Source organism: Paucilactobacillus salsurae, from assembly GCF_054784995.1.
Window position 1 is genome coordinate 1 of the sequence record NZ_BAAHWX010000015.1, and the last position, 12,588, is coordinate 12,588.

The 12,588-nt window shown below is 36.0% G+C and carries 12 protein-coding genes and 1 tRNA gene; 8 read left to right on the top strand and 5 right to left on the bottom strand.

Annotated elements, in window-relative coordinates:
- The first annotated feature begins 137 nt into the window (after positions 1–137).
- Genes ACYVQZ_RS09030 through ACYVQZ_RS09045 form a run of 4 tightly spaced genes read left to right on the top strand, consistent with a single transcriptional unit; the run spans position 138 to position 4,195 of the window.
- Positions 138–1,871 carry a BglG family transcription antiterminator gene (locus ACYVQZ_RS09030; RefSeq protein ID WP_461241057.1) on the top strand — a complete coding sequence of 578 codons (1,734 nt, stop codon included), beginning with the start codon at positions 138–140 and terminating at the stop codon, positions 1,869–1,871.
- A 16-nt stretch (positions 1,872–1,887) separates the two neighbouring features.
- Complete coding sequence (locus tag ACYVQZ_RS09035) at positions 1,888–2,166, top strand: PTS sugar transporter subunit IIB (protein WP_461241058.1); 279 nt, start codon at positions 1,888–1,890, stop codon at positions 2,164–2,166.
- Positions 2,167–2,169: 3 nt separating this feature from the next.
- Positions 2,170–3,540: a PTS ascorbate transporter subunit IIC gene (gene ulaA, locus ACYVQZ_RS09040; RefSeq protein WP_461241059.1), complete on the top strand. Its 1,371-nt coding sequence runs from the start codon at positions 2,170–2,172 to the stop codon at positions 3,538–3,540.
- A 16-nt stretch (positions 3,541–3,556) separates the two neighbouring features.
- Entirely contained in the window at positions 3,557–4,195 is a 639-nt protein-coding gene (locus ACYVQZ_RS09045) for a D-sedoheptulose-7-phosphate isomerase (RefSeq protein WP_461241060.1), read from the top strand.
- A gap of 77 nt (positions 4,196–4,272) precedes the next feature.
- On the opposite strand, the gene ACYVQZ_RS09050 is transcribed toward ACYVQZ_RS09045, so the two are convergent.
- From ACYVQZ_RS09050 to ACYVQZ_RS09060, 3 genes are all read right to left on the bottom strand, one after another.
- Positions 4,273–5,034, bottom strand: a complete 762-nt coding sequence (locus ACYVQZ_RS09050; RefSeq protein ID WP_461241061.1) for an ABC transporter permease — start codon at positions 5,032–5,034, stop codon at positions 4,273–4,275.
- The gene (locus ACYVQZ_RS09055; protein WP_461241062.1) at positions 5,027–5,677 is read right to left on the bottom strand and encodes an ABC transporter ATP-binding protein; all 651 of its coding nucleotides are present in this window, start codon (positions 5,675–5,677) and stop codon (positions 5,027–5,029) included. Before ACYVQZ_RS09055 ends, ACYVQZ_RS09050 begins: the two co-directional genes overlap by 8 nt.
- A gap of 132 nt (positions 5,678–5,809) precedes the next feature.
- A complete protein-coding gene (locus ACYVQZ_RS09060; RefSeq protein ID WP_461241063.1) occupies positions 5,810–6,739 on the bottom strand; it encodes a helix-turn-helix transcriptional regulator in 930 nt (309 codons plus the stop codon).
- 94 nt (positions 6,740–6,833) lie between these two features.
- Between ACYVQZ_RS09060 and ACYVQZ_RS09065 the strand changes: the two genes are divergently transcribed.
- Positions 6,834–7,313, top strand: a complete 480-nt coding sequence (locus ACYVQZ_RS09065; protein ID WP_461241064.1) for a GyrI-like domain-containing protein — start codon at positions 6,834–6,836, stop codon at positions 7,311–7,313.
- 61 nt (positions 7,314–7,374) lie between these two features.
- Positions 7,375–7,446, top strand: a tRNA-Arg gene (locus tag ACYVQZ_RS09070).
- Between the two features lie 161 nt (positions 7,447–7,607).
- Here ACYVQZ_RS09070 and ACYVQZ_RS09075 read toward each other — a convergent pair.
- On the bottom strand, positions 7,608–8,477 hold the full coding sequence (locus ACYVQZ_RS09075) for a LysR family transcriptional regulator (RefSeq protein WP_461241085.1): 870 nt from the start codon (positions 8,475–8,477) through the stop codon (positions 7,608–7,610).
- Between the two features lie 149 nt (positions 8,478–8,626).
- On the opposite strand from ACYVQZ_RS09075, the gene ACYVQZ_RS09080 reads away from it, so the two are divergent.
- On the top strand, positions 8,627–9,415 hold the full coding sequence (locus ACYVQZ_RS09080) for a PhzF family phenazine biosynthesis protein (protein ID WP_461241065.1): 789 nt from the start codon (positions 8,627–8,629) through the stop codon (positions 9,413–9,415).
- 237 nt (positions 9,416–9,652) lie between these two features.
- Complete coding sequence (locus tag ACYVQZ_RS09085; protein WP_461241066.1) at positions 9,653–10,843, top strand: PDDEXK-like family protein; 1,191 nt, start codon at positions 9,653–9,655, stop codon at positions 10,841–10,843.
- 98 nt (positions 10,844–10,941) lie between these two features.
- On the opposite strand, the gene ACYVQZ_RS09090 is transcribed toward ACYVQZ_RS09085, so the two are convergent.
- Positions 10,942–12,564, bottom strand: a complete 1,623-nt coding sequence (locus tag ACYVQZ_RS09090) for a glycoside hydrolase family 43 protein (protein ID WP_461241067.1) — start codon at positions 12,562–12,564, stop codon at positions 10,942–10,944.
- Between the last annotated feature and the right edge of the window lie 24 nt (positions 12,565–12,588).

Genomic DNA, 12,588 nt, shown 5'->3' on the forward strand with positions numbered 1-12,588 from the left:
CCTGATTTAATGCTTTCCATGGTTCAAATAAGTTATTAATCACGATTAATGATTTATTTGAGCTGTGGAAGGTAAACGCGGTTCTGAATGTCTCTTAAAACCTGTCTCAAATATTGACTTCAATCCAAGGTAACATTTTGAAACAGTTACAAAATGAACAAGAAACACAAAAAGAATTTGTAAACTATTGGGAAGAACCTAATTTTCGTGTTGGATTTATTTATAGCAAATTATTTTGGCAAGGATCAAGAGTCACTATCGATTATCTTTGCGATACCTTGTCGGTTAGTCGGAGCACGATTAATACAGATTTGAAACGATTAAAAGAAATTGCACACAAGACCGGTATTGAAGTTGTTTTTGATAAACAAAAAGGTTTTTTGTTGGAAGCATCAGAATTAAAAAAACGTAATTTGTATTTTGAGTTTTTAAAATTTCTAAAGCAATTTAGTTATGACTTTGAAATCGTTACTAACGACAATCAGATGTTAATTTCTCAATGGTTGAGAGATTTAGAAAAAGCATTGATGTTGAAATTTACTTACACCAGCTTCAAAAGATTAATAACTAAAATTAATGTGATTGTTAAAAGAATTATGGATGATCGCGTTATTGAGCCCTCTAATCGTGAAATAGAAATTCCAAACTATGAAATGCACATTATCATTGAAGCAATTCGCAATTTAGAAAATCTGTTTATGATTCGTTTTACAACAGCTGAACTCAACTATTTAGCACAACAAGTGTATGCCAGTTCTCAAATTAAGAATGAAGTTGTTTCAAAAGGATATAATGTCCAAATTAATATGATGGTTAGCGAATTCATCGAAATGGTTAGCACACAATTAAAAATAAATTTAGCATTAGATGATGATTTATTTAACTATTTAGCACTGCATTTTAAAGCAACACTGACGAAAAGCGAATATGCTACCAGTACTTTAATTACTAAAGAAACGTTTGATGGTATCCGTAATTCTTATTCTTCTATCTATAATCACGTTAAGAAAAGTATTGAGTTGTTGAATGATGAAACGTTTTTTGCATTTAAAAATGAACACGAATACATGTTTTTGACACTGCATATTGTGTCTTCCATTGAAAAAATTAAAGACAAAATGGCAAAACAACTTCATATTTTATTAGTTTGTCATATGGGGGTTGGAACATCTCAATTTTTAAAATATCGCTTAAGTCAAGCCCTATCAGCCCATCTTGAAATTGCGACGGTTGAAGATATAAGCCAAAAAATTGATCAGTCGGACATGATTATCTCTACTGTACATTTGGAAGACTTAACAATTCCATATGTGAAAACATCTCCGTTATTGACAGAGATTGATTTGAAGAAAGTAGAACAGTTACAAACGACTCTGATCAATAAAAAAATAATCAAGCAAAGGAAGGAGGTAAAAATAAATCCAATGTTAAAAGAACTATTAACTACAGATACAATTGCAACTGGAGTTGAAGTCAATTCCTGGGAAGAAGCGATTGTTGCAGGTGGTCACTTATTAGAAAAAAATAGTTTCATCGAACCTCAATATACGCAAGCAATGATTGGTGCAGTAAAAAAGTTTGGACCTTACATTGTCATTGCACCACATATTGCACTGGCACATGCCAGTTCGAAAGATGGTGTGAATGAAATCAGCATGAGTCTTAGTATTTTAGACAGACCGGTTGCGTTTGGCAATCAAGAAAATGATCCTGTTAATATTGTCATTTGTTTAGCAGCCATTGATCATCACAGCCATTTAAAAGCTTTGTCTGAACTGGTTAAGAAACTAACTGATGAAACATTTATTAACATTTTGAATTCAGCTGATAAAGAAAAAATTATTGCATATATCGAACAAAATACTAATTAAAGAGGAGAAATATAAAATGCATATATTAACAGTATGTGGTATGGGATCTGGTTCGTCATTGATTTTAAAAATGAACATTGACGAAATTTTAGAAGATATGAACATCGATGCTGATGTTGAGGCATGCGATATCGGCTCAGTAGCGGCTCATGATGTAGATTTGATTTTTGCTACACAAGATTTTGAAGATCCGCTGGCAGAGTTTGATGTGGACAAGGTGTTTTTAGCGAATGTTGTTGACAAGAATGCAATTGCCGCAAAAGTTCAAAATTATTTTGATCAAAAGGGGGAATAGTTAATGAATTTCATTTTTAGTTTTTTTAATCAACCTGCAATTATTATTGGCGTTATTGCTCTTATTGGTTTAATTGCATTAAAACGTCCAGTAGACAAAATTATCACAGGTACGTTTAAAACGGTGATTGGATTCGTTATTTTGTCGCAAGGTGGCAATATCATTTCCAGTGCCTTAACCAATTTGTCGCCCGCATTTGAAAGCGCTTTCAACGTTCGCGGGGTGATTCCTTCTAATGAAGCTGTAATCGGTACTGCGCAAAAGATGTTTGGGTCTGAAATGGCTTTAATTATGGCCTTCGGGTTTTTATGTAATATTTTAATCGCCAGATTTACTAAATTTAAGTACATCTTTTTATCAGGACACCACATTTTATTCATGTCAGCATTGTTATCAGCAGTGTTGAGTACACTTGGTTTTAAAGGTCCAGAATTAGTAATCGTTGGTTCAATTTTCTTAGGAATTGTAATGACATTGTCCCCAGCTGTAACCCAGCCTTTTTATCGCAAAGTGACGGGTAATGATAACGTGGCAATGGGACATTTTAACGGAATTAGTTATTGTTTGTCACCAATGATTAGTAAGTTGGTCGGAAATAAAGAACACTCGACTGAATCAATTAAAATGCCGAAAAAATTGAGCTTTTTCAAAGATAATACAATTAGTACGGCACTTGTTATGCTGATTTTATATGTTGTGACCTTCTTACTTGCCAAAAAATCTGTAGTATTGAAGTTATCTGAAGGTGACAATATTGTGATGTTTGCGATTATGCAGGCGATTATTTTTACAGCCGGATTCGTTGTTGTCTTGCAAGGTGTTCGGATGATGTTAGCAGAAATTGTTCCTGCATTTAAAGGAATTTCACAAAAAATTGTCCCTGATGCCACCCCAGCTTTAGATGTTCCTGTTATCTTTCCATATGCCCCTAATGCGGTTTTGATTGGCTTTGTTTCTTCAACGGTTGGTGGACTGATCGTATTTGCATTGCTACCATTATCGTCATTGCCAATTATCATTCCAGGATTAATTAATCTGTTCTTCGTTGGTGCTGGTGTTGGTGTTTTATCAAATGCTGTGGGCGGAATTCGTGGCACGATTGTTGGCGGACTCTTTAACGGTGCGTTAATTACTTTCCTACCTGCATTGATGTTGCCAGTGCTTGGTAAATTAGGGTTCAATAATTCTACCTTTGGAGACGCTGATTTTGCCGTAGTTGGAATTACAATTGGCCATATTGGTCAATCACTTGGAAAAGCAGGTATATACGGCTTATTAGTTGTATTACTCCTAATTCTCGGTGTGGGATCTGTAATCAAAGCTCATAAAGAAGTGAAAGATCCTGAGATACCAGATGAAGTAGATCCTGTATAGTAAAGGAATGAACGTAATGTCTTTTGAAAAGTATGCGAAAATATTAGTTGACCGTCGTCCAGTTTTAAAACAAAGTGTCAGTCAAATTGAAGATGCCTATGAAATACTTTTAACCACCGTTCAAAATGGTGGCACCATTTTTACGTGTGGAAATGGCGGCAGTAATGCGGATAGTTATCATATCGTGGGTGAGCTTTTAAAATCCTTTGAAAAAGAGCGACCACTTTCTCATGAGATAATGCAAAAAATCAAAGAAAGATATCCGCAAAATGCCACCAAACTGAAGCATCTTGAAAGTGGGATTAAAGCAATTGCTTTAGGTGCTCAAACTGCACTTGTAACAGCATTTGCTAATGATGTTGATCCAGATTTAGTATTTGGTCAAGAATTATTAAATTTAGGAAGTAAACAAGACACGCTCATTTGTTTGTCGACTTCAGGAGATTCTAAAAACGTGATGTATGCTGCGATGGTGGCGGAAATTATTGGAATGGAGGTTATTTTAATCACGGGACAGCGATTAGGTGATATCTCCAGCTATGCAACCAAAGTGATTAATGTGCCAGAAACTGAAACTTACAAAGTGCAGGAATTGCATATTCCAATTTACCATTGTTTGTGTTTGGCTTTGGAAGACAGAATTTATGCATCTTAAATTAATCAAAAATGGATTGAGACTAGTCTCAATCCATTTTTTTTCTTCAAAATAAATGGTACCAAAAATTGTAATCGTTATTTCAACTGCAAATCCTCGTTATAGTACTGCGTATACGAAATGTAACAAGCAATTACGCAGCCAATACTGGTCGATCCGAGCAACATAAAACTAACCATAATCTGATACATGATGGCTTTGGTCGGATCAATCCCAGCAAAAATCAAACCAGACATCATGCCGGGTAAACTGACAAGGCCAACCGTTTTAGCAGAATCAATGGAGGGCATCATTCCAGAACGGATGGCTTCGCGCACGATTTGAATCGATGACTGTTTTCGATCAGCGCCAAGTGCTAAGCGTTCTAGAACACCTTGTCGTTGATCGTGAAACGCAGTATTCATATTTCGATAGGACAACCCAATGGCAATCATCACGTTACTAGCAATCATCCCCGAAATTGGCACAATTTGGCTGGGCGTGAAACGCACGGCGTGGGCCAATACGAGTAAAAGAATGGTTGTCGCAGTCGCTGTGGTGATGGCAAGAAGACTAATTACAAAGCCATGTTGAATCGATGCAGCTCGTTTTTTTGCATTAGCAGCTGCATTTAAAATAATAATGGCCATCATCAGTAAGGTTAACCACAAGCGATCAATCGCAATCACATAAGTTAACACGTAACCGACCACGGTCAATTGTACAATGGCACGTAAAACAGCGATAATCATGTCTTTTTCTAGTCCAATTTTTTCGTGGAAACTAATAATTAAAGCAATTGCCACCAAGGCAACGGCAAATAATAATGCGGTTGGGCTCACAATCAAGTTGTTATTCATGAGGGACCTCCAGACGACCATTTTTAATAGTGATTATGTCCTTAGCTTCACTAATTTCTGTTTCATCATGGGTGACAGACAAAATGGTGATGCCATCGTGGTGATATTGTTCCATTAAGCGATGAACAATGTGTTTGGTATCGGCATCAAGGCCAGCAGAAATTTCATCAAGTAAGAGCACTTGTGGTGGAAAAAGAAGATTACGGATTAAGGCAACACGCTGCTTTTCACCACCGGATAATTCGGTAATTGGTTGCGTCAGCATATCAGGTGACAAATCAACAGATTTCAGTGCTTGATGCACTTTTTGTTCGTCAACTGCTTGATTACGAATAGAAAATGGAAAGCTTAAGTTATCAGCGACTGTTTCACCGAATAAACTGGGTTGTTGGAAACAATAAGAAACTAGTTTACGGTATTCTGGTTTGGTGTAATCAGATTGTGGTTGTCCCTGGTATAAGATTGAGCCACTAGTGGGGGTCAGCAGCGTGGCTAATAAGCGTAATAAGGTGCTTTTGCCAGATCCGGACGGACCGACAACGGTAGTATACGAGCCAGCTGCAATAGATAAATTAATATCGGTTAACACAGCTTTGTGATCAGGATGATAGCTGAGCTGCTTAATTGTGAAAGTTGGTTGCATTTTGCTACTCCTTAGTAAATTTGTTTATCATATAATAAATACTATATCATGACTGAATAAACAAAACAGCTAGTTAATCAATTCAAACGTATTTATTAGGGAGACACCAGATCATAGTGAGTATTTAACTCATTAATGTTTTAAATGGACTTTAATAAATTTTGGTAACGTATTAATTTTAATGCCGTGCCCCAAAAATAAGAGCCATTGAGCAAATTGAGCATTCTCAAGATCAGATTGTGATTCTAAATAACCTGTAACCGTGCCACTTGATTGAAACGGGTTGGTAAACGCTAGTTTCATTGTTGCCGGGTGATATTTTTGATATTGATGAATGGCAGGTGCATCCAAATCAATGTTGATATTTGTTAATTGCAGATGTTGTGACATTTTATTACGAATGTTTTTTTCAGATAACTGTTCAGTGTCTGATAATTCAGTGATTGCCGTAATTGAACCGGCATTAATCAATCGATTTTGCCCATTTTTTAAATCAAAACACTCCACAAACCAATGGCCAGCATCGCGTAATAGATGATGTAAGTAAATTGAGATACGTTTATCGCCAACCTGTAACTGCATATAACGACTAGCCAAAATTTGACTGATGAGCAGATCAATAATCGGTTCAGCAATATCAGCTAATTCTAGCAAATCAGGATTATTGGGATTAGTCCCCGGAAATACGAAAACTTCATTTAAAGTAATTAGGCTGTCTTGTTGGTTTTGGGGGATTAAGGCCAGCAGTTTTTCGGCGAGCTGCTGACGACTTTTTAAGTACGGAAGTTGTTGATTGCGTGACGCCAAAAATGCTAAAAATAGTGCCTTAACTTCATCTGTTGTAAATTGAATCGCAGGCAACAGTGAATTGTTCAACACAAAATAGCCACCATCTCGACCAACTTCTGATTCTAGTGGCATACCCATCTCTTCAATTTCACGAATATCACGAATGGCAGTGGATCGTGAAATGTGAAATTCAGTCATCAGTTCATTTAAAGTGAAGTACGAGCGATTGTTGATATAGCGCATAATAACGTTGACACGTTCAAATTTTTTCATCTAGTCCTCCAAATAGTGTCAAGTTTTGATACTATTAGCTGCTATTATAACTGACATAGACAAATAATAAAATATTGATGGAGGTCATTTAACTATGGCAGATTATGTAATTGAAACAAAAGACAGTTTTAACGTTTTAGGAATTGGAACCGAATTAACCAGTCACTATGATGATTTTGCGGGCCTCGCTGCTGAAAAAGATCACTTCTGGAAGCAAGAAATGAGTAATGGGGATGTTGATAAATTAAAAGCGATTGCGAGTGATGACGATTTATTTGTTGTTAATGAAGCGATTAACAACAAAATGATGCATTACATGGGTGTCACAACGAGTCAAGCCTTGCCAGAGGCGACGCGAGACATTCAATTTCCAAGTGGTGAATATTTGGTGGTAAAAGGTACAGCCGCTTCAGCACAAGAATTAAGTGAAACATTGACTAATACAACGTTTGGACAAGTATTAGGTGAAGCGAGTGAAGTGTCATATGTGGGTGGCCCTAATGCAGCTGTGATAATGGGTCAAACCGATGGTAATTATTATGGCGAAATGTGGTTGCCAGTGGTGAGAAACTAAGGTAAATCACGAGTTAATAGTTGATAATACAAACAAGAATCGCTAGAATTATGTTTGTAGGGCGTCCTTAGTGTAATGGATAGCACATGAGATTTCGGTCCTCATGATCCGAGTTCGACTCTCGGGGGACGCATAGGCTGCAAATGTTAAAACCAGAGATCAAATTTTTTAATTTGATCTCTGGTTTATTAATTATGTTGTGAAAATTTTTAGCAAATCAAATGATTTACTAAGACTAGTTTCATACGTCGTTATATTTTTTTAGGTTATTTATATATGTGAAGCAATAAGCTACTAAGGCAAAATTTCTATACTTTTTAGAATTAAATCAATGAATCGCTTACTAGCAATTGGCAAAGTTTTTGAATCTTGCTCAATAATACCAATTTTCCGAGATAATGCTGGCTGAATTGGAATTATTGCTATTTTGTATGCTGTTTTTTGCAACACTAGTTCGGGCAAAATACTGACACCCATACCAGATTCAATCATCGACAAAATCGAGTAGTCATCATGAATCCGCATTTTAACTTTTGGCTTTAAGTTTGCATTTTCAAAAGCAGTAAGTGGCTCGCTAAAAGAGCCTTCTTCAAGTTCTAAAAAAGGTTCTTGTGATAATTCTTGTAAGGTGACAAACTTTTTATTTGCTAAACGGTGATCTATTGGCACTACCGCTTTTAGCACACCAGTTTTAATTAAATGAACTTTATGTTTAGGTAATGCATCCGGATTAACAAACCCAAAGTCGATTTGTTTAGTACGAATCCACTCAGGAATTGTATCATAGTCACCTTGGTGAAGGATAAACTTAACATTCGGATATTGTTTTTGAAATGTATTGATTAAGTTTGGCAACCAGTGAGCTGAAATACTTGAAATGGTTCCAATTCGAATAATTCCTGAATTAAGATGTTTTAGATCATCTACTTTTTCAGACATATGCTGGTACACGTTTAGAGTGCTTTGAATAAAAGGGTAGAGTTCCTTTCCTTCAGGAGTCAAATAAACACCGGATCGAGAACGATAGATCAGTTTTAAATCAAACTCAGATTCAAGAGAAGCAATCATTTGACTAATGGCAGACTGTGTATAGCCAAGCGCATGAGCTGCTTTTGTAAAGCTATTCAACGATAATATGGTTTGTAGTGCAAGTAATCGATTAATGACAAATCACTCTTTCTAATTTTAATATCAAAATTATTCGTTTTACTAATGGACAAAATTAATGTAGCATTTAAGTTAATAAAGAGCAAGCAAGGCATTTTTTGACTGAATTACTTGCAATTAAGCAACAATAGGACGGAGATAAAGCGATGTTAAAAAATTATGTTGTTGATGCATTTACGAATAAAATATTTACCGGAAATCCCGCAGCCGTGATATTTCTTGATGAATTTCTTGAAAAAGAGTTTATGCAAAAGCTTGCTGTTGAAAATAGGTTTTCTGAAACTGCTTTTGCCGTAAAACAAGATGATACACATTACAAATTGCGTTGGTTTACACCGGGTGGTGAAATTGATTTATGTGGTCACGCTACTTTAGCTACGGGCTACCTTGTATTTAGATATGATGCTCCTAAAAATAGTAATACAGTCTTTTTTGAAACTTTGAGCGGTGAACTTTCAGTTACAAAAGTAAATAATCTGTATCAAATGAGTTTTCCGTCGTATCAACTGAAACAAATCGCGGTTACTGATGAAATGTCACAGGCCTTTGGCATGACACCCATAGAAGCTTATGTGGGTCGTGACTTACTCTGCGTATTTTCAGATGGAACAGATTTAACAAGATTGACACCCAATTATTCCAAATTAGGGCAATTGGAGGGCCTTTTGCAACACGCAACAACAACTAGCAAAAATTATGATTGTGAGTCGCGTTCATTTGCACCCAAACTTGATGTCCCAGAAGATCCAGTATGTGGAAGCGGTCATTGCCACATCGTTCCTTACTGGGCAAAACGGTTAAATAAAAAGAAAATTACAGCTTATCAAGCATCAACACGATCCGGAATTTTATATTGTGAGTATCAAAATTCGAGAACTTTATTAAGTGGTGAAGCTGTTCAATATGCTGTGAGTGAACTTAATATTCAAATTTAACTCTCGAAGTACCATAGAAGAAATGTTAAGTCATCACAATATGTATTAAAGAAAATCAAATTGATGAAAGGTTGAATTTTTTTGTGTATGAATTGAACTCAATACCACTTCTCAGATTGATTGCCGAATTTTGTTTGCTATCAGCCTAAACTACCTTATACTAAGAATGTCGTAAAAAAATATAACAGAGGAAATCATGGGAATCTCTGTATGTAAATAGTGGGTGTTACATAAAAAATGAAGTTAAAAGAAGAAGCTGCATTAAATGGATTAGTAACTGGCCTTGAAAACGAAATTAACAGTCAGTTGAAAAATTGGCTTATCGGCAATAACATTTTTAATATTTTAGGATTACAACGAAATGAGATCAGACACAGTAATTTTATTGCTTGGCTGGTCAATCCAAGTGCAAATCGTGTATTTGGTGATTATTTTTTAAAAAAAATATTACTTACGGTTATCAAGAATGGTAGCGTGAACGATCTTTCTGAACTTAATGTGATGCTAAATGACTATTCAGATGCTACTGTGCTACGGGAATATCACAATATAGATATTTTAATCAAATCTGCCAATCAACGAACAAAAATTGTTATTGAAAATAAAATTGATTCTCAACAGCATGATCAGCAGTTACAAAGGTACCAGAAATTTGTTCAAAAAAATTCGAATAAAGACGACAAATTGATATTTATCTATTTAACTATCGATGGAGATGATCCTAAGGCTGAGGGATGGCAACGGCTCTCATACACTGACGTTCTTGAAATTCTTCAAAACATGATGAATCGTGCTTATGACGAGAGCATAGAACTACAGTATGTTCGAGATTATATCAATTTATTGAAGGTGAATATTGTGCGCGACGAAGAATTAACTAAAACTGTTGAAAAAATATATGCTAAATATCACGATGCGATTGATTTAATCATAGAAAATTTACCAAACGCGTCTAATCAAATTAATGAAGATGTGACTACGGCAATCAAAGAGCTGGAAAATAAAATTGGAATTGACCCGTTTAGCGAAGATGATGGTGGAAAAACCCTGATGCGATTTAAAACGCCTAAGATGGACAAAGTATTTAAAAATTGGCAACCTGTTAAAGGCGCAACTGGATGGCATTCCGGATCGCCTTATTTTTGGGAACTTAAAATTCCTGTAGCAGGTCGTGCTCAAATGCAATTGGCTTTTCATGCTGAGAACCAAACTGTAGAAACAATTAAAGAAATTAATGAATTTTTAGTTGCACATAACACAAAGGAATTAAGTGCAACTAGTAAGTGGCGATTATTAAGAGAAAAATGGTCGTTCAATTTTGAAGAGGCTAGAACTCCCAAAGACATTGTAAATTTAGATAAGTATTCTGAGAAATTTGTGCAAAAAGAAATTGAGCGGCTGTTAAAAATCGCGGTACAATTTGAATAGACTTCATCTAAACTTGCGAAACAATACAAAAAAACTGGTAAGTAAATTTATTTTTACTTACCAGTTTTTTATAAAAGAGTTGTCGCGATTAAGTATGTTTAATCTTCCAATTCTTGATAATCAAAATAGTCAAACGTAGCTGGCGTATCGTAACCAGAATAATCGACAGCTGCTAGACCAACAAAGGCACCAGTGAAGAAACCACCGTAGTGTTGTAAGACATAATCATCTGAAAGAATTGCCGCATCCAGTGTGACCGGAATTTCATGCCATTCATTGCCATCAAATGAGTATTCATACGTATAATTGAGTTCACGAACTTTTGTACGGAACCAAACGTATTCAGTACCTTCAGGAATTTTAATTGCGTCATCTTTTAGAAATGATGTGTAGTTGTTGTTATCGTTTTGACCTACTTCGATGACATGACCATTTTTTTCATTCCAAGTAACGAAGACAAATGACCAGTGACGATCGTTATAGAAGTTGGTTAAGCCAGCCATTTGTTGATAATTAAATGGATCAAACTTAACTTTGGTTTCAGCATTGAAATTGAAAGCTTGCCATCTTTGCGCAATCATTGAAACATCAAATGTGCTAGCTAAAGATTGGCGACCAATCAATGTAAGTTTCCCATCACCAAAAGAGCCTTTTTGGCTGGTGAATGGTTCTCTTAAGGTATTCCAATCATAATCCAAAGTGTCTGAGTCAAATTCATCATGACGGCTATGAGTTAATGGAGCATCAGTTTTAATTGCATCAGTTGGTGCATCAACTTCAACTTGACCACCATGACCGCCGACGATTCGTGGCCAACCATCATTATCCCAATTTACTTTTTGAATAGAAGTTTCACGACCAAGTGTACACCAACCGAGCGGATCATGAGATGATTCAGTAGGATGGTTGAGGGGACGACCTACTAGTGATGCATAGTACCATTCGCCACTTGGTGTATTACATAAAGCACCATGGCCTTGTTTTTGTAAATAGAAATCAGGAGTATCAAAGTTAGTAATGAATGGACCATCTGGTTCAGTTTCAAATGAATGGGCATCTAGTGTTTTTGAACGAGATACGACTTCTTCATGAGTCCAAACTGTTCCACCTTGAGCCGCAAACAAGTAATAATAACCGTTGATGTTATACAAATGTGGACCTTCCACTAGTTTGACATCAGTACCATCATAAATGGTACGGGCTGTTTCTGGTTTTAATTGCATTGTCTTCGTATCAAATTCTGTCAATGTAATTCCATTGAATGGATGGCGGTATTCACGGTGATCCCACGTTTGTTGAACCAGATATTTACGATTATCTGTATCATGAAAGAGGGATGCATCAAAACCGACACCGTTGATGCGAATCGGATCAGACCATGGACCGCGGATGTCAGAAGCAGTTGTTAAATAATTGGTCATATCTTTGAATGAACCTTCAGTAATTTTAACATCTGTATAGATAAGCCAAAATTTACCGTTAGCATATGACAAATCAGGTGCCCAAATTCCACCAGAAGATGGATTTACCTTCATATCAAGCAGAGTAGTCGTTGAAAGAGGAGATGGAAGTAAGTTCCAGTGCACCAAATCTTTGGACTCGTGTAAACGAACTCCAGGGAACCATTCAAAGGTTGAATTAGCGATGTAATACGTATCACCAACACGAATGAAACTAGGATCAGCATTAAAACCAGGTAAAACAGGATTTTTAATTTTCATGGTAATGTCCTTTCTAACTTTATT

Bases quoted from the DNA above. Each gene is read 5' to 3' on its own strand.
- ACYVQZ_RS09045 (WP_461241060.1), top strand. From the start codon at position 3,557: ATGTCTTTTGAAAAGTATGCGAAAATATTAGTTGACCGTCGTCCAGTT.
- ACYVQZ_RS09035 (WP_461241058.1), top strand. From the start codon at position 1,888: ATGCATATATTAACAGTATGTGGTATGGGATCTGGTTCGTCATTGATT.
- ACYVQZ_RS09090 (WP_461241067.1), bottom strand. From the start codon at position 12,564: ATGAAAATTAAAAATCCTGTTTTACCTGGTTTTAATGCTGATCCTAGT.
- ulaA (WP_461241059.1), top strand. From the start codon at position 2,170: ATGAATTTCATTTTTAGTTTTTTTAATCAACCTGCAATTATTATTGGC.
- ACYVQZ_RS09080 (WP_461241065.1), top strand. From the start codon at position 8,627: ATGTTAAAAAATTATGTTGTTGATGCATTTACGAATAAAATATTTACC.
- ACYVQZ_RS09065 (WP_461241064.1), top strand. From the start codon at position 6,834: ATGGCAGATTATGTAATTGAAACAAAAGACAGTTTTAACGTTTTAGGA.
- ACYVQZ_RS09050 (WP_461241061.1), bottom strand. From the start codon at position 5,034: ATGAATAACAACTTGATTGTGAGCCCAACCGCATTATTATTTGCCGTT.
- ACYVQZ_RS09085 (WP_461241066.1), top strand. From the start codon at position 9,653: ATGAAGTTAAAAGAAGAAGCTGCATTAAATGGATTAGTAACTGGCCTT.
- ACYVQZ_RS09060 (WP_461241063.1), bottom strand. From the start codon at position 6,739: ATGAAAAAATTTGAACGTGTCAACGTTATTATGCGCTATATCAACAAT.
- ACYVQZ_RS09055 (WP_461241062.1), bottom strand. From the start codon at position 5,677: ATGCAACCAACTTTCACAATTAAGCAGCTCAGCTATCATCCTGATCAC.